The organism is Pseudomonas sp. TE3552, from assembly GCF_056278945.1.
Genome location: NZ_JBWBQJ010000001.1, coordinates 5,931,767 through 5,950,345, shown reverse-complemented (window position 1 = coordinate 5,950,345; position 18,579 = coordinate 5,931,767). Strand labels below are relative to the sequence as shown.

Annotated in this window: 15 protein-coding genes; 2 read left to right on the top strand and 13 right to left on the bottom strand. The window is 60.1% G+C overall.

The genetic code is table 11. The features are described 5' to 3' along the window. Positions 1 to 214 precede the first annotated feature (214 nt). Positions 215 to 2,125 (top strand): esterase EstP, encoded by a 1,911-nt coding sequence (estP, locus tag ACZ9BB_RS26875; protein ID WP_476217712.1) that lies wholly within the window; start codon positions 215 to 217, stop codon positions 2,123 to 2,125. A 293-nt stretch (positions 2,126 to 2,418) separates the two neighbouring features. On the opposite strand, the gene trpE is transcribed toward estP, so the two are convergent. From trpE to ACZ9BB_RS26825, 10 genes are all read right to left on the bottom strand, one after another. After that, the gene (gene trpE, locus ACZ9BB_RS26870; RefSeq protein ID WP_476217710.1) at positions 2,419 to 3,900 is read right to left on the bottom strand and encodes an anthranilate synthase component I; all 1,482 of its coding nucleotides are present in this window, start codon (positions 3,898 to 3,900) and stop codon (positions 2,419 to 2,421) included. A gap of 70 nt (positions 3,901 to 3,970) precedes the next feature. Beyond that, on the bottom strand, positions 3,971 to 4,789 hold the full coding sequence (locus tag ACZ9BB_RS26865; RefSeq protein WP_476217708.1) for a phosphoglycolate phosphatase: 819 nt from the start codon (positions 4,787 to 4,789) through the stop codon (positions 3,971 to 3,973). Beyond that, positions 4,786 to 5,460 (bottom strand): ribulose-phosphate 3-epimerase, encoded by a 675-nt coding sequence (gene rpe / locus ACZ9BB_RS26860; protein WP_052967174.1) that lies wholly within the window; start codon positions 5,458 to 5,460, stop codon positions 4,786 to 4,788. The genes ACZ9BB_RS26865 and rpe overlap by 4 nt, the downstream gene beginning before the upstream one ends. Positions 5,461 to 5,545: 85 nt before the next feature. After that, positions 5,546 to 6,694 (bottom strand): iron-containing alcohol dehydrogenase, encoded by a 1,149-nt coding sequence (locus ACZ9BB_RS26855; RefSeq protein WP_476217705.1) that lies wholly within the window; start codon positions 6,692 to 6,694, stop codon positions 5,546 to 5,548. Positions 6,695 to 6,921: 227 nt separating this feature from the next. Then, positions 6,922 to 7,746, bottom strand: coding sequence for an ABC transporter permease (locus tag ACZ9BB_RS26850; RefSeq protein ID WP_476217704.1), 825 nt, complete (start codon positions 7,744 to 7,746; stop codon positions 6,922 to 6,924). 12 nt (positions 7,747 to 7,758) lie between these two features. Next, the gene (locus ACZ9BB_RS26845) at positions 7,759 to 9,006 is read right to left on the bottom strand and encodes an ABC transporter permease (protein ID WP_476217702.1); all 1,248 of its coding nucleotides are present in this window, start codon (positions 9,004 to 9,006) and stop codon (positions 7,759 to 7,761) included. A 195-nt stretch (positions 9,007 to 9,201) separates the two neighbouring features. Beyond that, entirely contained in the window at positions 9,202 to 10,245 is a 1,044-nt protein-coding gene (locus ACZ9BB_RS26840; RefSeq protein WP_476217700.1) for an ABC transporter substrate-binding protein, read from the bottom strand. Positions 10,246 to 10,294: 49 nt separating this feature from the next. Continuing rightward, positions 10,295 to 11,419 (bottom strand): ABC transporter ATP-binding protein, encoded by a 1,125-nt coding sequence (locus ACZ9BB_RS26835; protein WP_476217698.1) that lies wholly within the window; start codon positions 11,417 to 11,419, stop codon positions 10,295 to 10,297. Between the two features lie 328 nt (positions 11,420 to 11,747). Continuing rightward, positions 11,748 to 12,389, bottom strand: coding sequence for a response regulator (locus ACZ9BB_RS26830; RefSeq protein WP_476217696.1), 642 nt, complete (start codon positions 12,387 to 12,389; stop codon positions 11,748 to 11,750). A 72-nt stretch (positions 12,390 to 12,461) separates the two neighbouring features. Next, entirely contained in the window at positions 12,462 to 14,858 is a 2,397-nt protein-coding gene (locus tag ACZ9BB_RS26825) for a PAS domain-containing sensor histidine kinase (protein ID WP_476217694.1), read from the bottom strand. Positions 14,859 to 14,931: 73 nt separating this feature from the next. Here ACZ9BB_RS26825 and ACZ9BB_RS26820 point away from each other — a divergent pair, with 73 nt between their 5' ends. Further along, positions 14,932 to 15,924 carry an alpha/beta hydrolase family protein gene (locus ACZ9BB_RS26820; RefSeq protein ID WP_476217692.1) on the top strand — a complete coding sequence of 331 codons (993 nt, stop codon included), beginning with the start codon at positions 14,932 to 14,934 and terminating at the stop codon, positions 15,922 to 15,924. 136 nt (positions 15,925 to 16,060) lie between these two features. Here ACZ9BB_RS26820 and ACZ9BB_RS26815 read toward each other — a convergent pair whose 3' ends face one another. From ACZ9BB_RS26815 to ACZ9BB_RS26805, 3 genes are read right to left on the bottom strand one after another with little or no spacing between them, the layout of a single operon-like run. Then, positions 16,061 to 16,828 carry a TerB family tellurite resistance protein gene (locus tag ACZ9BB_RS26815; RefSeq protein WP_476217690.1) on the bottom strand — a complete coding sequence of 256 codons (768 nt, stop codon included), beginning with the start codon at positions 16,826 to 16,828 and terminating at the stop codon, positions 16,061 to 16,063. 1 nt (position 16,829) lies between these two features. Next, the gene (murU, locus tag ACZ9BB_RS26810) at positions 16,830 to 17,501 is read right to left on the bottom strand and encodes an N-acetylmuramate alpha-1-phosphate uridylyltransferase MurU (RefSeq protein WP_476217688.1); all 672 of its coding nucleotides are present in this window, start codon (positions 17,499 to 17,501) and stop codon (positions 16,830 to 16,832) included. After that, on the bottom strand, positions 17,498 to 18,517 hold the full coding sequence (locus ACZ9BB_RS26805; protein WP_476217686.1) for an aminoglycoside phosphotransferase family protein: 1,020 nt from the start codon (positions 18,515 to 18,517) through the stop codon (positions 17,498 to 17,500). The genes murU and ACZ9BB_RS26805 overlap by 4 nt, the downstream gene beginning before the upstream one ends. Positions 18,518 to 18,579: the final 62 nt, after the last annotated feature.

The window sequence follows — 18,579 nt, the reverse complement described above, 5'->3', positions numbered from 1 at the left end:
CCTTGATGACTTGATCCAGGAGTTTGCTGACGATCAACACGGGGAAGGTCTCATTCATACGTCTCGGCACAGTAACTTAGCTGGGCAGAGCGTGCAATATGGCCGGGGCGGCAGCTCGCGAAACAATCGATCGGTTCGCGATGGATGGCAAAAGGCCGGAAGTTTTTGGTACTGTCGTTTCGTTTACTACAACAATAAATAAACGGACTTGCTCATGATCAAACAGACGTTGTTTGTACCGCTCGCCGGATGCCTGCTCGCTGCTGCCTGCGCCCAGGCAATCGCCGCACCCAACCCTTATTCGAATTTCGTCGTCTTCGGCGACAGTCTCAGCGATGCCGGGACCTTCACCGATACCGGCGGGCCTGCCGGGGCGACCCAGCGTTTCACCAATCGTACCGGCCCGGTCTACCTGGACGGCAGCGGTGAAGTGCGCTCGCTCAATGCCACGCAAATTCTCGGCGGGAGACTGGGGTTCTCACCGGACCAGACGGCGTCTTCTTCCTCGGCGGTACGTGCCAACGAAGGCTTGCCCGATGGCAACAACTGGGCGGTTGGCGGTTATCGCACCGACCAGATTCTCGATTCGATCACCAGCACCTCCGCCACAGGCGAACGCACCCGTGCGGGTTATCTGCCGTCGAACAATTTCCGCGCCGACCCGAATGCACTGTATTACCTCTCGGGTGGTGGCAATGACTTCCTTCAGGGGCGTGTGACCAGCCTGCCCCAGGCCAGCGCCGCCGCCGATCGCCTGGCCAGTAGCGCGCAGACCCTGCAACAGGCCGGTGCCCGCTACATCATGGTCTGGCTGCTGCCGGACATTGGCTTTACCCCAGCTTTCAACGGCACACCATTGCAGGCCTTCACGTCCCAGCTCAGTTCTCAGTTCAACACCGAACTGGTCAGCCAACTGCAAAGCATTAACGCCAACATCATTCCGCTGAACATTCCGGTACTGCTCAAAGAGACGTTCGCCAACCCTGGCCAGTTCGGCCTCGCCATCGACCAGAACCTGAGCGCCACCTGCTTCAGCGGCAACAGTTGCACCGAAAACGCTCGATACGGCATCAACAGCGCCACCCCCGACCCGACCAAGCTGATCTATAACGACTCGGTCCACCCGACCGAAACCGGGCAGCGCTTGATTGCCGATTACGCCTACTCCCTGCTGGCCGCGCCATGGGAAGCAACCCTGCTGCCACAAATGGCCCAGGGCACTTTGCGCTCTCATCAGGATGAGCTGCGCAACCAGTGGTTGGCCGATTGGGAAAACTGGCAAGGCGTGGGTCAATGGCGGGCGATTGTCGCCGGCGGTGGCCAGCATCAGGACTTCGACAGCCAGCGCAGCGGCGCCAGCGCTGATGGCAATGGTTACAACCTGAATATCGGTGGCAGCTATCGGCTCAATGACGCATGGCGCGTTGGCTTGGCGGCGGGCTTCTATAATCAGAAACTCGAAGCCGGCGATAACGATTCGGATTACAAACTCAACACCTACATGGGCACCGCTTTCGCCCAATACCAGCAGAATCGCTTTTGGGGTGACGCGGCACTGACGGCCGGGCATCTGGACTACGACAGTCTCAAACGCAAATTCCAGTTGGGGGTCAATGAACGCGGGGAGAAAGGCGACACCGACGGTTACCTGGTCGCCATCAGCGGCCGCCTGGGTTATGACATCGCACCAGAAGCAACCAGCCCTTGGCACCTGTCGCCGTTCGTCAGCGCTGACTTCGCCAAGGTTGAAGTCGACGGGTACTCGGAAAATGGCGTTGACTCCACCGCGCTGACCTTCGATGACCAGTCGCGCATCTCTCGGCGCCTGGGTCTCGGGATTCAGGGCAAGTACCAGATCACCCCGCAGACCCAGGTGTTTGGCGAACTGGCTCACGAACGTGAGTACAACGACGACACCCAGGACGTGACCATGAACCTCAACAGCCTGCCGAACAACCACTACACCCTGGCCGGCTACACTCCGCAGACCAACCTGAACCGTTTGAACCTGGGCGTGAGCCACAACCTCACCAAGGACCTGGCGTTGCGGGCCAGCTACGATATCCGCAAGGATGATGACTTTACCCAGCAAGGTATTAACGTTGGGGTAGCGTTGGACTTCTGAACCGTCGCACACGGTTTGCGCAGGAGCTGGTGCAGCCTGCGATCTTTTGGCGGCACTGGGAGCGACCGAGGTACAAGATCAAAAGATCGCAGCCTTCGGCAGCTCCTACACGGAAATGTCAGGTACAAAAAACGCGGCGCCCTCACAGGCGCCGCGTTTTTTAATGAAGTACTCATGTGGCGAGCGAGCTTGCTCGCGCTCGGCTGCGTAACAGTCGTCAGAAGGTCTGCTTCGCAGGCCAGCGGGAGCAAGCTCCCTCGCCACAAAAGCCCGCTCCCACAGGTTTTTCGTACTTAGTTGTCCGGCGTCTGCTCGGCCAGGGCCACGGCGCGGAACATGGCGCGGCGCTTGTTCAGGGTTTCTTCCCATTCCAGCGCCGGTACCGAATCAGCGACGATGCCGCCACCGGCCTGTACGTGCAGTTCGCCGTTCTTGATCACTGCGGTGCGAATCGCAATCGCGGTGTCCATGTTGCCGTTCCAGGCGAAGTAACCGACCGCGCCGCCGTAGACGCCACGCTTGACCGGTTCCAGCTCATCGATGATTTCCATTGCACGAATCTTCGGCGCGCCCGACAAGGTGCCGGCCGGCAGGATCGCCCGCAGTGCGTCCATTGCCGTCAGCCCAGCCTTCAATTGACCGGTAACGTTGGACACGATGTGCATCACGTTGGAATAACGCTCGATGACCATTTTCTCGGTGAGTTTCACCGAACCGATTTCCGAAACGCGACCGGTGTCGTTGCGGCCCAGATCGATCAGCATCAAGTGCTCGGCGATTTCCTTGTCATCAGACAGCAAGTCTTTTTCCAGCGCCAGATCAGCCTCTTCGTTGGCCCCGCGTGGGCGAGTACCGGCAATCGGACGCACGGTAATCAGGTTGTCTTCGACCCGCACCAGCACTTCCGGCGAACTGCCCACGACGTGGAAGTCACCGAAGTTGAAGAAGTACATGTAAGGCGTCGGGTTGAAGCAACGCAGCGCCCGGTACAGATCGATGGGCGCGGCCTTGAAGTCGATCGACATGCGCTGGGACGGCACGACTTGCATGCAGTCACCGGCCAGGATGTATTCCTTGATGGTGTCGACGGCTTTTTCGTAATCGCTTTGGGTGAAGCTCGAACGGAACACCGGATCGGCCGACTGCTGTTTGCTGAAGTCCAGGCCACGGCGCGGAGTGATCGGCTGACGGAGTTTTTCCAGCAGCGCTTGCAGGCGCGCCTGACCTTGCTCGAAAGCATCGTCCTGCGACGGATCGGCCAGCACAATCGCATGCATCTTGCCGGCCAGGTTGTCGAACACCACCACCGCGTCGGACACCATCAGCAGAATGTCTGGCACGCCCAGCGGATCCGGGTTCGGGCATTTGCCCAGACGCTTCTCCACATAGCGCACGCAGTCGTAACCGAAGTACCCCACCAGACCGCCATTGAAACGCGGCAGACCAGCGATGGTCGGCACGTTGTAGCGCGCCTTGAAGGCTTCGACGAAGGCCAGCGGGTCTTCAACGTCGTGGCTCTCGATCTCGACGCCGTCGTGGGTCACGCTGACGTGGTGATCATGAACCCGCAACACGGTCCGGCACGGCAGGCCGATGATCGAATAACGGCCCCATTTCTCGCCGCCCTGCACCGATTCCAGCAGGTAGGAGTTGGGCTCGTCGGCCAGTTTCAGATAGATCGACAACGGCGTGTCGAAGTCGGCCAGGGTTTCGCAGGCAAGCGGGATGCGGTTGTAGCCGGCAGCGGCCAAACGCAGGAATTCTTCGCGGATCATGAGGTGCCTCGTGGCTTGAGGGTCTAACGGTCAGGTATGCAAACGCGCCGGTACGCCGGCCAGGAACAAGTCAGGCGCGCCAACGCCAGCGGGCCAGGGCCTTGATGACTTTCATCCAGAGTTTGCGAGTGACCACCACGATGGCGTTTCCAGGAGGGGATTGAACAGCGTCGGGCAACGTTATCTCAGCGGCCTGATCGAGGCAACCGGGAATTAGTTTGCGCAGATCATCAATCACCAGCGCCGGCGATTCTTCGGCAATCGGCCGACCATGGTTATAGCCGTAGCTGAGGGCCACGCATTTGACCCCCGCCGCTTTCGCCGCCAGCACATCGCTGCGCGAGTCGCCGACGAACAACGATTGCGATGCCGGAATGTTGGCCATTTTCATCACGAAAAACAGCGCGGCCGGGTCAGGTTTCTGTTGTGGCAGAGTGTCGCCGCCGATGATCCATTTGAAATAACGACCGATCTTCATCTGATCCAGCAGCGGCGCGACGAAACGCTCCGGTTTGTTAGTGATCAGTGCCATCGCCACGCCCTGCTTGTGCAGCCATTTCAGGGTGTCGCGCACGCCGGGATAGACCGCGGTCAGCTCATGCCCCTCACCGTAGGCCTCCATGAAAATCTGCAACGCGCCTTCGGCTTCGCCATCATCGACGGCCGAATGATCGATGCCGCCGGCCAGTGCACGGCGCACCAGCACCGGCGCGCCGTTGCCAACCCATTCACGCACCGGTGCGATACCAACGGGGGTACGCCCGAGTTTGAGCAGCATGTTATCCACAGCCGCCGCGAGGTCGGGGACCGAATCGACCAGCGTGCCGTCCAGATCGAACATCACCAGCCGCGGCAGACGCCCGGGGAACAGCTGCTCAAAGCCACTCATGGGCGAGCCAGCGCCAGTTCGGAGCGCATTTTTTCAATTACTTCCTGATAGTTCGGCGCATTGAAGATCGCCGAACCGGCAACGAAGGTGTCGGCGCCTGCGGCGGCGATTTCGCGAATGTTGTTCACGTTCACCCCACCGTCGATTTCCAGGCGGATGTCACGCCCCGAAGCATCGATCAGCGCCCGCGCCTCACGCAGTTTGTCGAGGGTGCCGGGAATGAACTTCTGCCCGCCGAAACCCGGGTTGACGCTCATCAGCAAAACCATGTCGACCTTGTCCATCACGTACTTGAGTACGTCCAGCGGGGTCGCCGGGTTGAACACCAGGCCGGCCTTGCAGCCGCCTTCGCGGATCAGTTGCAGGGAACGGTCGACGTGCTGCGTGGCTTCCGGGTGGAAGGTGATGTAGGTCGCACCGGCTTCGATGAAGTCACCGACGATGCGATCCACCGGGCTGACCATCAGGTGCGCGTCGATCGGCGCGGTCACGCCGTACTTACGCAGTGCGGCACAGACCATCGGGCCGATGGTGAGGTTCGGCACGTAGTGGTTGTCCATGACATCGAAGTGCACGAAGTCGGCACCGGCGGCCAGGACGTTGTCCACTTCCTCGCCCAGGCGGGCGAAGTCGGCGGAGAGAATCGACGGAGCAATGACGAAGGGCTGCATGACGCACCTTTTTTGAGCAGAATCACGATGGCGCGCATTGTATACCTCATGCTTTGACGCGCGCACCGTGCCGCGATGATTGGGGCTAATAAGCCGCTCGGTAGATCTTCTCGATATCGGCAGCGGTCAATTTGCGCGGATTGTTGCGCATCAGGCGTTCGATGCCGGCGGCTTCCAAGGCCATGGCCGGGATTGCGTCCTCGGGCACCCCGAAACTGCGCAGGCCCAATGGAATTTCCACCGCCGCACACAGCTCGGTCATCGCCTCCACGGCTTTGTCCGCTGCGTCATTGGCGCTCAGGTGGGCGGTCTTCACCCCCATCGCCTCGGCAATATCCTGCATGCGCTCCACGCAGGCCATCTTGTTCCAGGTCATGACATAGGGCAGCAGCAAGGCGTTGCTGATGCCATGGGCAATGTTGAAACGCCCGCCCAGGGGATACGCCAACGCATGCACCGCGCCGACCCCGGCATTGCCGAACGCCATGCCGGCCATCAGGCTGGCGGTGGCCATATCTTCGCGGGCTTGCAGGTGGGATGGATTGGCGTAGGCCTTGGGCAACGCCTTGGTAATCAGCTTGATCGCGCCAATGGCCAGGGAATCGGTGATGGGCGAGGCATTGAGCGACAGGTAGGACTCAATGGCGTGCGCCAGCGCATCGACGCCACTGGCGGCGGTGACACTGCGCGGGCAGGTCAGGGTCATTTGCGGGCTGACCAGCGCCACGTCCGGCAACAGGTAATCGCTGATGATGCCCTTCTTCATCTGCGCGACCTTGTCGGAGAGGATGGCCACGTTGGTCACTTCCGAACCGGTGCCAGCGGTGGTCGGAATGGCGATCAGCGGCGGGCCTTTGCGTGGCACCTGATCAATGCCGAACAAATCCTCCAGCTCACCGTGATAACCGGCGTAGGCTGCCACGCTCTTGGCGATGTCTATGGCGCTGCCGCCGCCCAGACCGATCAGCCCGTCATGCCCGCCTTCGCGGTAAACCCGCATGCAATCTTCGACGATGGCGATTTCCGGGTCTGGCAGTACCCGGTCGAAAATCTCATAGCTGCGCTCGCCCAACTGCGCCAACGCCAGCTCTACCGTGCCGGACTTGACCAGTGCCACGTCGGTGACGATCAGCGGGTTGTCGATATCCAGGCGCGTCAACTCGGCCGCCAGTTGCTCGATGGCTCCTGCGCCGGTGATCAGTTTGTGAGCGATTTTGAAAGAGGAAAGACTCATGTGCGCAGCCTCTTATAGATAGGGGAGCTGGGCACAATAGTAGCTGGGGATTGGGGTTTGTCTGTTATTAAGTTGGCGAATGATCGAGGTGCTTCTGAGCGAGGCTTGCCCGCGAAGAACGATAACGCGGTCTTTCAATTCAACCGGGGCGTCCCCTTCGCGGGCAAGCCTCGCTCCTACAGAGATTGATCGTTCCCGCAGTGTGTGGGAACGATCATTGCGTACGGTCAGACCTGGGCAGTGCGCAATTTTTCGCTACGGCCACGCAGCCATTCCAGCGTCAGCAACAGGACCACCGAGAATGCAATCAGCAGCGTCGCGGCAGCGGCAATCGTCGGGCTGAGGTTTTCACGGATGCCGCTGAACATCTGCCGAGGCAAGGTCGCTTGTTCGGGACCGGCGAGGAACAGCGTCACCACCACTTCATCGAATGAGGTGGCGAAGGCAAACAGCGCACCGGAAATCACACCGGGCGCAATCAACGGCAACGTCACCCGGCGGAACGTGGTCAGTGGCGAAGCACCCAGGCTTGCAGCGGCCCGAACCAGATTCTGGTTAAACCCCTGTAAGGTCGCCGACACCGTGATGATCACGAACGGCACGCCCAACACGGCGTGCACCACGATCAACGAGGTATAGCTGTTGCCGAATCCCAGTGGCGCAAAGGTCAGGTAACTGGCCACACCAATGATCACCACCGGCACCACCATCGGCGAAATCACCAGCGCCATCACCAGCGGCTTGCCCGGAAAATCGCCACGGGTCAGGCCGATCGCCGCCAGCGTACCGAAGATCATCGCCAACACGGTCGCTGCCGGGGCCACGATCATGCTGTTCTTCAACGAGCGCATCCATTCCGCCGAGGCAAAGAAGTCCTGGTACCAGTGCAGCGAGAAGCCTTGCAGCGGGTAGACCAGAAAGCTCCCGGAGTTGAACGACAACGGAATGATCACCAGCACCGGCAGGATCAGGAACAACAAAATCAAGCCGCAGAGGATCCGCAAGCTGTAGAACCACACCCGTTCGATGGGCGACATATAAGGACTCAGCATTTCACTCTCCCCTTAGCTCAGACGCAGGCGACTGGCGCCCACCAGCCAGCTGTAAATCAGATAAAGCACCACGGTCGCCAGCAGCAACAACCCACCGAGCGCGGTCGCCATGCCCCAGTTGATGCTGGTGTTGGTGTAGAAGGCGACGAAGTAACTGACCATCTGATCGTTCGGGCTGCCCAGCAACGCCGGGGTGATGTAGTAGCCGATGGCGAGGATGAACACCAACAGGCAACCGGCGCCGACACCGGCATAGGTCTGCGGGAAGTACACCCGCCAGAAACTGGCAAACGGGTGGCAGCCGAGGGAAATCGCCGCACGCATGTAAGTCGGCGAGATGCCTTTCATCACGCTGTAGATCGGCAGAATCATGAACGGCAGCAGAATGTGCACCATCGAGATGTAGACCCCGGTGCGGTTGAACACCAATTCCAGCGGCTTATCGATGACGCCCATAGCCATCAGGCCGCTGTTGATCAAGCCGCCCGATTGCAGCAACACGATCCACGCGGCGACCCGCACCAGAATCGAGGTCCAAAACGGTAACAGCACCAGAATCATCAGCAGGTTGCTTTGCCGCGAGGGCAGGTTTGCCAGCAGGTAGGCCAACGGATAAGCCAGCACCAGGCAGATAACGGTGATAATCAGGCCCATCCAGAAAGTACGGGCAAAGATGTCGAGGTAGATCGCCTGGTCGGGAGTGGCCCGGGCCAGTTCACCGAGATCGTCGATACGGTGGTCGACGGCGGCCAGCAGGTAATAAGGCGTCACTCCACTGGTGTTGCGGCGCACGACTTGCCAATAGGCAGGATCGCCCCAACGCTCGTCCAGCCCTTCCAGCGCTGCTTTGTAAGACGCTGGCTCAGTGGCGAACGGCAAGGCGCGTGCGGTTTTGGTCAGCAGGCTGCGGTAGCCGGCCAACTCCATGTTCAAGCGCTTGGACAAGTCGCCCAAGGTCTGATTCTTGCGGGCTTCGGCGAGGTCTTCGCTGGCGGCCTTGTACACAGGCTCCGCCGGCAGGCCTCGACCATCCCAACTGGCAATGGCCGCCACGGTGCGTGGCATCACGCCGACTACTTCCGGGTTACCGACGCTTTTGTAGAGCAGCGCCACGATCGGCACCAGGAACACCAGCAACAGAAACAGCACCAACGGCGCGATCAAGGCTTGTGCTTTCCAGCGGTTGACCCGCTCGGCGTGCTTGAGCCGCTGCTTCAAGGTGGGGTCGGTACCCGCGTTCACGGGAACGGCGATAGCCATGGCGTACTCCGGAAATCTTTGATCAATCGAAAATGTGGGAGCGAGCTATTGTGGCGAGCGAGCTTGCTCGCGCTGGGCTGCGAAGCGGCCCCAAAATTTTGTTAACCACTTTCAATTTTGTGAGTGCGCGCACTCAAGCGGGAGCAAGCTCCCTCGCCACAAACGCCCGCCCTCACAGGAGGGCGAGCCCTCTAATTACTTCGCAGCCCAGGAATTGAAGCGCTGCTCCAGTTGCTCGCCGTTGTCAGCCCAGAAGCTGACGTCGATCTGCACCTGGTTGGCGATGTTTTCCGGGGTGGTCGGCATGTCTTTCAAGACATCCTTGGCCAGCAACGGCACAGCCTGGGTGTTGGCCGGACCGTAGGCGATGTTTTCCGAGTAGGTCTTCTGCTGTTGCGGCTGTACCGAGAAGGCGATGAACTTCTTCGCCGCTTCGGCACGGGTTTTATCCAGGCCTTTTGGAATGGCCCATGCGTCGAAGTCGTAGATGCCGCCGTTCCACACCACTTTCAGGTTGCTTTCTTTCTGTACCGCTGCGATCCGGCCGTTGTAGGCCGAGCTCATGACCACGTCACCGGAGGCCAGGTATTGCGGCGGTTGTGCACCGGCTTCCCACCACTGAATGTTTGGCTTGAGTTCATCGAGTTTCTTGAACGCACGGTCCTGACCGTCTTTGCCGGCCAGCACTTTGTAGACGTCTTTCGGCGCCACGCCGTCGGCCATCAGAGCGAATTCCAGGGTGTACTTGGCGCCTTTACGCAGGCCACGTTTGCCCGGGAATTTCTTGGTGTCCCAGAAATCGACCCAACTGGTCGGTGCGGATGCCAGCTTGTCAGCGTTGTAGGCCAATACGGTCGACCACACGAAGAAGCCCACGCCGCACGGCTGGATAGCGCCTTTGACGTAGTCTTCAGACTTGCCGAACAGCTTCGGATCAAGCTGCTCGAACATGTCTTCATCGCAACCACGGGACAGTTCTGGCGATTCAACTTCCACCAGGTCCCAGGACACGCTCTTGGTGTCGACCATGGCTTTGACCTTGGCCATCTCACCGTTGTATTCGCCCGCAACGATCTTGCCGTTGCCCGCCGCTTCCCACGGTGCGTAAAAGGCTTTCACCTGCGCGGCTTTGTTCGCCCCGCCAAAGGACACCACGGTCAGGTCCGGGCCCGCCGCCATCGCGTGTGCCGCACCGATCATACCCATGACCAAAGCGGTGAATTTCAGGGATCTCAACATTTATTGTTCTCTCCACGTGCAGGGTTGGTGTTGGTGAAGCAGGGGGCGATCAATGCGCCTCTAGAAGTGGGTCGAGCGCGCGAACGTGTTCGACCTGCCAGCCAAGCGGTACCACGTCGCCGACAGCCAGCGCGGGATCGAGCTCGGCAATCGGTTGTTTCACGAAGAAGTCGGTCTTGCCGCAGACTTCCAGGCGAACCCGGACGTGGTCGCCCAGATAGATGAATTCCGCCACTCGCCCCGAGAAGCGGTTGACGCAGGATTCGCTCGAACCATTGAGACTCACGCGCTCCGGACGAATCGACAGTGTGACGGGCTCGCCGGTCTTGCCGACGTTGACCGCCAGCGCCTCGACCTTTTCACCACGGCCGAGCTCGACCACGCAGCGGTCGCCGGTGTGGCTGTGCAAGCGGCCATTGAGACGGTTGTTCTCGCCGATGAAGTTGGCGACGAAGGTATTTTTCGGCTCTTCGTAGAGCGTGCGCGGGGGCGCGATCTGCTGAATCTCGCCCTGGTGGAATACGGCGACGCGGTCAGACATGGTCAGGGCTTCGCCCTGGTCGTGGGTCACGTAAACCACGGTCACGCCGAGGCGTTGGTGCAGGTGCTTGATCTCCATCTGCATGTGTTCGCGCAGTTGTTTGTCCAGTGCGCCGAGGGGTTCGTCCATCAGCACCAGTTGCGGTTCGAACACCAGGGCGCGAGCCAGGGCCACACGCTGCTGCTGGCCGCCGGACAATTGCCCCGGATAACGCTGGGCGAAGGCATCGAGCTGAACCATGCTCAGCACACGTTTGACCCGGTCACTGACATCGCTTTTGTTCAAGCCGCGCACGGTCAGCGGGAACGCCAGGTTCTCGGCCACGGTCATGTGCGGAAACAACGCGTAGTTCTGGAACACCATGCCAATGTCGCGCTTATGCGGTGGCACGTTGTTGATGGAACGCCCGGCCAGTTGAATCTCCCCGGCGGTCGGTGTTTCGAAACCGGCGAGCATCATCAGGCTGGTGGTCTTGCCGGAGCCCGACGGCCCGAGCAAGGTAAGAAATTCGCCTTTGCGAATGTCCAGGTTGAGGTCTTTGACGATCAGGTTCTCGCCGTCGTAGCTTTTTTGCACTCCACGAAAGCTGACCAGAATGTCATTGGCCCCTGCGCTTGAATCGACCTGGCTCATACCCACACCTTTGTTGTTGATGACTGCTGTGGATTAAGCCTAGTGGACGCTGGGAGTCGCGCAAATCGGGGCGCAGGAGAGAATTGCCTCAGCCGGATGGAAGGTTGGGGGTAGGGATTGCCCTACAAGGATGGCGGGGATGGATATGTCGATTCGCGATAGCGACAGGCGGTGAGCTGCAGGTCGCAGGAACCGGTAAAAGCGGCTTTGCGCGCATGTCGCAAATGGACATGCCACAACAATCCCGAGCGAGGCTTGCCCGCGAAGGCGTCCTCACTGACGCTAAAGCTTCGCGGGCAAGCCTCGCTCCTTGGGACCGCGTAAAGAATCAGAGGAGTTTGTGTTCCATGGCGTACTTCACCAGTTCGGCCAGGGAGGTGATATTGAGTTTCTGCATCAGCCGCGCCTTGTGGGTACTGATGGTTTTGCTGCTCAAGGCCAGTTGCTGGGCGATGTCGTTGACGTTGGCGCCCTGGGCCAGGCGTTCGAACACCGAAAACTCACGCTCCGACAGCAACGAGTGCAACGGCCGCGCATCGGTCAGGCCGACTTCGAAGACCATGCGATCGGCCAGGTCCGGGTCGATGTAGCGCCCGCCCGCCGCCACCTTACGGATCGCCGTCAGCAGCAATGCCGGATCGCTGTCCTTGGTTGCATAGCCGGCGGCGCCGACCTTCAACGCCCGGGCAGCCATTTGCGCTTCATCGTGCATCGACAACACCAGAATGGCCGGTGGATTGTTCAAGGCGCGAATCCGCGGAATCGCTTCCAGGCCGTTGACCCCGGGCATGGAGATGTCCAGCAATACCACCTCACACGGCACATGGCGCAAGGTATCGAGCAGCTGTTCGCCATTGCTCGCCTCCCCTACCACCAGCAAGTCCTTGGCCAGGCCGATCAATTGCTTGATGCCTTCGCGAACGATGGTGTGGTCTTCGGCTACCAGTACACGGATCACGTTCTGCTCCATTCTTCTTATGTCAAAGACAAGATCTATCGCGGGCAAGCCCACGAAGGCGCCAGCTCAAACAACACAAGACCATCAGGCCTCATCCAGCGGCACGCGCACAGTCAGGGTCGTGCCCTCCCCTGGCTCACTCTCAAGCGACAACTGCCCACCCATGATCAGTACCCGCTCACGCATACCCACTAAACCAAAGGATGTCGGCCTGCCAGTGGCGGCGACAAATCCTACGCCATCATCGCTGACAGTCAGACAGAGTTCATTGCCCTCAAGGGCCAGCGTCAGTTCAACAGTATGCGCCTGGGCGTGGCGCATGACATTGGTCAGCGCTTCCTGAAGGATCCGGAACAGCCCGATGGCCTTGGCATCGCTAAGCACCGGCAAGTTATCCGGCACCTGTACCAGACACGGAATTTGCGTACGCGCCTCGAATCGCCGGGCCTGCCATTCGATGGCCGAGGCGATCCCGGCGTCGAGAATCGGTGGCCGTAGCGCCGTGGCCACATCACGCACCAGTTGAAACAGCTGAGCGATCAAACGTTTCATGCTGTTCAAGCGCTCGTGCAGGCCTGGGTCGAGCTGGGCGTAGGCCAGTTCGCACATGGACGTTTCCAGCTTGAGCACGGTCAGCATCTGACCCAGCTCGTCGTGAACTTCCCTGGCGATCCGGGCCTTTTCCTCTTCCCGCACACTCTCCAGGTGCGCAGACAACTCGCGCAATTGCTCGCGGGAGCTGGCCAGTTCCAGTTCGATGCGCTTGCTCTCGGTAATGTCCCAGACAATCCCGTCCCAGACATAGGCACCGTCTTCGAGCCGACGGGTGATGGCCTTGATCTCAGCCCAACGCTGTTCGCCTTGACGGGTCAGAATCCGCCCCTGCCATGACCAGTCACTGTCGGTATCCAGGGCATGGTCCTGAGTCTGGTGATAACTGGCTTTGTCATCCGGGTGCACCAGACTGCGCAAGCCTTTGTCCCGATGGGCCAGGGTGGCCGGCGAGTAGCCCACCAGGCTCTCGCTGCCTTCACTGATGTAGGCAAAGTCGATCTGCCCGGTCACCGGCGCGCGCTCCAGACGAAAGACCAGCCCTGGCACGTTGGCGGCAATCCCTTGCAATCTCGCCTCGCTTTCCTGCAATGCAGCCAGGGCGCGACGACGCTCTGTGACGTCATTGAGGTAAACCACCAGGTATTCGCCATCGCGAAAACGCAAGAAACTCAACGAAACATCCGCCGGCAGGATACTGCCGTCCGCTCGCACGCAGTTGGTTTCGAAACTTAACGGCCCTTCCTCGCTGGCCCGGGCGCGTTTCCACAGGTTCAGCCAGCGGTCCATGTGCAAGTCAGGCTCGAAATCGATCAATGGCCGATCAATGATCCCGCCCGCCGGGTAGCCGAGCATGGTTTCGGCTGCGCGGTTGGCGTAGCGCACATGGCTGTCCCAGTTGACCCAAAGGATGCCGACGGTGCTTTGATCGATGGAGAACTGCGTGAGGCGCAAGGCCTCTTCGCTGGCCTCGCGCAGGGCAATGTCTTCGCGCGCCGCCAGCAAACGTTGCTCCAGACTGTGTTGCTGACGACGCTGCCAGAACACAATGGCCATGCTGCTCAGCAGCAACACCAGCAAGAGCAGGCAGAGGTTTTTCCAGAAGCCCGGTGAATCGGACAGCCGCGGATACTTGGGTTGCAGCCATTGATTGTGCAGTTGCTCCAGGTCCTTGGCCGGAATCGCCCGCAGCGCGTTTTCGACGATGCCGGCCAGTTCCGGCCAGTCCCGGCGCGTGGCCACTCGCAGCAGTTGCGGGAAACCGATGTCGCCCACCACCGCCAGTCCGGCGAACTCAGGCTCGGCTGACAGACGCCCGAATTGCGCTTCATCGACCACCGCGTAACCGGCCTGCTGACTCAACAACAGTTGCAACGCCTGGCGCTCCAGAGGCACGCCCTGCAGGTTCAAATGCGGATAGGTGCTACGCAAAAAATCGGCGGTGACGCTGGGCATGCGCACGGCGACGCGGGTCTGACTGTCGAGTTTTTCCAGCTCCACCACACCGGTGCGCTTCTGGTCGCTGACCACCAGTTGCGGTACCCGCATGTAAGGATCGGAAAACTGCCAGAGCCGTAAACCGGCAGGGGTTTGCGTCAGCCCCGGTGCGATATCGATGTCGCCTTCACGCGCGGCGGCTTCCAGTTGCGCAAGATCAGGATAATTACGCCAGCTCAGCTCGACCTTGAGCGCCTTGGCCAGCCACTTCATCAGTTCGACGTTAACCCCGGACAAGCGCTGCAAGCGGCGATCGTATTGGGCATAGGGCGCCTGCAACACCACCCCGACCCGCAACTCTTCATGCTGCGCCAGCCATTGCTGTTGCGCCGAAGATAATGACACGACGTGCGCCGGTGGCGCGGGCGCCGCCCAGCCCATCAAGGGAAACCACAAACAGCCGATAACCCACAGGCAGCGAAAATGCATCATCGAAGTCTCACACACTGACAAATACTGACCAACCCATTAGGCTGCCGGAATAACTTCTGGCCTGGAATATCCGATGCCCCCTGTCTACCGCCTGGCACTGCCAGCATTGTGCCTGTCGTTGATCCTGCCTTGCGCCTTTTCCGTCGAAGCGGCCGACCCGGCACCTGCCGCTGCGGAAAAACCCGCAGAAGAAAAACCGCTCGAACGTCAGCCGCTGCTTGAGCGTAGTCAGGAAGAAGCAACAGCTCTTGAGCGAAACATCCCTGCGCAGGAACAGCAACAACTGCAAGCAGGCGCCGACAGTTTTCTCGCCTTATGGAAACCGGCCAATACCGCCGAACCCAAGGGTGCGGTGATTATCATCCCGGGCGCCGGTGAAACCGTTGACTGGCCGCAAGCAATCAGCCCATTGCGCCGTAAATTGCCGGACGCCGAGTGGAGCAGCCTGAGTATCACCTTGCCGGACCTGCAAAGCGAAGCTATTGCACCACGTATTGTCGAAGTGGCACCTGCGCCCAAAGCGCCTGATGCCGGCAGCAAGGACTCCACTACCGCGGCGCCCATCGAACAGGCGGCCGGCGGCGAAGCGGAGGTGGCCGACAAAGCCATCGCCGAAACCACCGAAGAACAGGCCAAAGCCGACGCCGAGCGAATCTTCGCGCGCATCGATGCCGCCATCGCTTATGCCGAGCAGCAAAGCGCTCGTCGTATCGTCGTGCTGGGGCATGGCACCGGCGCTTACTGGGCCGCGCGTTATCTGAGCGATAAACAGCCATCGCAAGTCGAGAAGTTCGTGATAGTCGCCGCCCAGACGCCCGTTACGGCGAAGCCCGGGCTGGCCGAATTGACGCCAACGATCAAACTGCCTGTCGCCGACATCTTCTATATGGACAAACCGCTGGATCGCAACGCGGCACTGGAGCGCTTGCAGGCCAACAAACGCTTGAAGACTTCGGCGTTCAGCCAGGTATCGCTCAAGGCGTTGCCGGGGAATGCCAAGGCCGAGCAAGAGCAGTTGGTTCGTCGGGTGCGGGGATGGTTGAATCCGCAGTCTGCAGCGCAATAGACCGCGTCGCCCCATTCGCGGACAAGCTCGCTCCCACAGGACTTGAGTCGTAGGCAATTTTTGCAATCGACATAAAACCTGTGGGAGCGAGGCTTGCCCGCGATGGCGGTATCCTTGGCGACACAAATCGTTGTTGCTATCGAAAATCCCGCCGCTCACGAATCAACGTGTAGGCATTGTGCAATTCACGAGTCTTGTCTGTCGCCTCGCGAACCTGCAACGCCGTCGCACCGCTGCCGGCAATCTTGTCCGGATGATGCCGACTGAGCAGGCGTCGATAGGCGCGCTTGATCTGTGCCGGCTCACTCGTGGCGGACACTCCCAACAGCTGCAAAGCAGCCTGATACGTGATCGCGCTGTTGACCAACGGTCGTTTCTGCGGCTCGTAGTCGCTGGCCAGTGCCTGCACCTGATGCGACGTCCAGCCCAGCCATTTGCCCCACTGGGCAATCAGTTCGCGCTCACTGCTACCGGCGCGACCATCGGCCCAGACCATCCGCCAACACGCACGCAACACACCTTCCGCGGCATGGGGTTGAGTACTCAAGCGTCGCAGGTAACCGCGCAACCGGTCATGCCCCGACTTACCACGGTTGAACGCCGCAATGGCCCGACGTTGCGCCGGTTCGCTCATTTCCAGTGAACGCATTTCCTGCCGCGCCTGCTGGATGTGGCCATCCACTACCCGCCCATCACTCTTGGCCAATCGGCCCAGCAACACGAACAGCAGTTCATCGTTGCGCAGCACCGAGCGACCACCGAATTTTTCCCATAAATGCGCCCAGCTCTGCAGGTGCAGGCGCCGATCCAGCGCCTGTCCCAACAAAGCGCCGAGCATGGCCCCCGGAATGCTGGCTATGGCAAAGCCCGCTCCGGCTCCAATCAGAGTCCCTGGCCACAACATGTCAGCTTCTCGCTTCTATCAGAGTTTCTACTTCAGCCAAGCGCTCGTGAGTGCCGACATCCACCCAATGCCCGCTCAGGCGTTCGCCAGTCACTTGCCCATCGGCCATGGCTTTGCGCAGCAGCGGCGCGAGCTTGAAGGCCCCGCCCGAGCAACCATCAAACAGATGTGGGTGCAGCACGGCGATGCCGCTGTAAGTCAGGGTTGATGTATCCGGCCGACCGTCCTGCACCTGACCATCGATCAAAGTGAAATCCCCGGCCGGATGATGAGCCGGGTTGTCCGTCAGCACCAAATGCGCAAGCCCGATGATGGGCTGATGCAACACACTGAAATCATAGTCAGTCCAGATGTCACCGTTGACCACCACAAAAGCCTCGTCACCCAACAACGGCAACGCACGGAAAATACCGCCACCGGTTTCCAGCGGTTCACCTTCCGGCGAATACTGAATACTCACGCCATACCGCGCACCATCGCCCAGATAATCTTCGATCTGCTGACCAAGCCAGGCATGGTTGATCACGATCTCGGTAAACCCTGCAGCCGCCAGGGCGTGCAGGTGATACTCGATCAAGGGCGCTCCGCCGGCGCGAACCAGCGGCTTTGGCGTGGTCAGGGTCAGCGGACGCATGCGCTCGCCTTTACCCGCCGCCAGAATCATTGCCTTCATGCCTTCACTCCAGCACGCAGACTGGCCAGCAATATCCCCAGTTCCGCCAGTTCAGGGCGACGAGCAACGACTGCCTCTATATAAGCAAAGAAGCGCGGCACATCGCCGAGGTAGCGTGGCTTGCCGTCGCGATGGCAGATGCGGGCGAAGATGCCGATGACTTTCAAGTGACGCTGCACGCCCATCAGGTCGCTGGCGCGCAGGAAATCTTCAAAGTCTGGCTGAACCGGGATGTCGAGCGCGCCGGCTTGCTGCCAGTAATTTTCCAGCCAGCCACGCACGCGCTCTTCAGGCCAACTGAGAAAGGCGTCCTTGAACAGGCAGGTCACGTCATAGGTCACTGGCCCGTAGACCGCGTCCTGGAAATCCAGCACGCCGGGATTCGGTTCGCTGAGCATCAGATTGCGCGGCATGTAGTCGCGATGCACCAGGACTTTAGGCTGAGCCAGAGCGCTGTCGATCAGCAGGTCGCTGACCTGCTGCCAAAGTGTTTGTTGCGCCGAGTCGAACTCAATGCCCAGCTCACGTTTCACGTACCACTCAGGGAACAGTTCCAGCTCGCGACGCAGCAGCGCCACGTCGTAACTTGGCAGCGGCGCCACCATCGGCAACTGCTGGAAAGCCAGCAGCGCTTGCAGGGCATCCTTGAACAAATCGTCGGCATTTTCGCTGTCGATCACGTCCAGGTAAGTCTTGTTGCCCAAGTCATTGAGCAAAAGAAAACCGCGCTCCAAATCTTCGGCATAAATTTTCGGCACGTTTATTCCGGATTTCGCCAACAGAAAAGCGATATCCACGAAGGGTTTGCAGTTTTCCTGAGGCGGCGGCGCGTCCATCACGACGAAACTTCTGCCTGCGCCTTCCCAGCGGAAATAGCGCCGGAAACTCGCGTCACTACTGGCCGCAGTCAACGTGGCCGGGGGCACGGCGCCCCAGTCTTGTTCTGCAAAGAGGATAGCCAACTGTTCATCGAGCCAAACTTTCAGGTGTTGCAAGCGTACATCTTGGTCAGGCATTGTAAGGGTCTCCGACGGCGCTAGCCGTCAAGCGGGTCATGCTTTATTATCCAGCATCTTTT

Coding starts and splice junctions, on each gene's coding strand:
- ACZ9BB_RS26835 (WP_476217698.1), bottom strand. CDS start 11,419: ATGAGCCAGGTCGATTCAAGCGCAGGGGCCAATGACATTCTGGTCAGC.
- ACZ9BB_RS26855 (WP_476217705.1), bottom strand. CDS start 6,694: ATGAGTCTTTCCTCTTTCAAAATCGCTCACAAACTGATCACCGGCGCA.
- murU (WP_476217688.1), bottom strand. CDS start 17,501: ATGAAGGCAATGATTCTGGCGGCGGGTAAAGGCGAGCGCATGCGTCCG.
- ACZ9BB_RS26830 (WP_476217696.1), bottom strand. CDS start 12,389: ATGGAGCAGAACGTGATCCGTGTACTGGTAGCCGAAGACCACACCATC.
- trpE (WP_476217710.1), bottom strand. CDS start 3,900: ATGATCCGCGAAGAATTCCTGCGTTTGGCCGCTGCCGGCTACAACCGC.
- ACZ9BB_RS26825 (WP_476217694.1), bottom strand. CDS start 14,858: ATGATGCATTTTCGCTGCCTGTGGGTTATCGGCTGTTTGTGGTTTCCC.
- ACZ9BB_RS26815 (WP_476217690.1), bottom strand. CDS start 16,828: ATGTTGTGGCCAGGGACTCTGATTGGAGCCGGAGCGGGCTTTGCCATA.
- ACZ9BB_RS26850 (WP_476217704.1), bottom strand. CDS start 7,746: ATGCTGAGTCCTTATATGTCGCCCATCGAACGGGTGTGGTTCTACAGC.
- ACZ9BB_RS26840 (WP_476217700.1), bottom strand. CDS start 10,245: ATGTTGAGATCCCTGAAATTCACCGCTTTGGTCATGGGTATGATCGGT.
- ACZ9BB_RS26865 (WP_476217708.1), bottom strand. CDS start 4,789: ATGAGTGGCTTTGAGCAGCTGTTCCCCGGGCGTCTGCCGCGGCTGGTG.
- estP (WP_476217712.1), top strand. CDS start 215: ATGATCAAACAGACGTTGTTTGTACCGCTCGCCGGATGCCTGCTCGCT.
- ACZ9BB_RS26845 (WP_476217702.1), bottom strand. CDS start 9,006: ATGGCTATCGCCGTTCCCGTGAACGCGGGTACCGACCCCACCTTGAAG.
- ACZ9BB_RS26820 (WP_476217692.1), top strand. CDS start 14,932: ATGCCCCCTGTCTACCGCCTGGCACTGCCAGCATTGTGCCTGTCGTTG.
- rpe (WP_052967174.1), bottom strand. CDS start 5,460: ATGCAGCCCTTCGTCATTGCTCCGTCGATTCTCTCCGCCGACTTCGCC.
- ACZ9BB_RS26805 (WP_476217686.1), bottom strand. CDS start 18,517: ATGCCTGACCAAGATGTACGCTTGCAACACCTGAAAGTTTGGCTCGAT.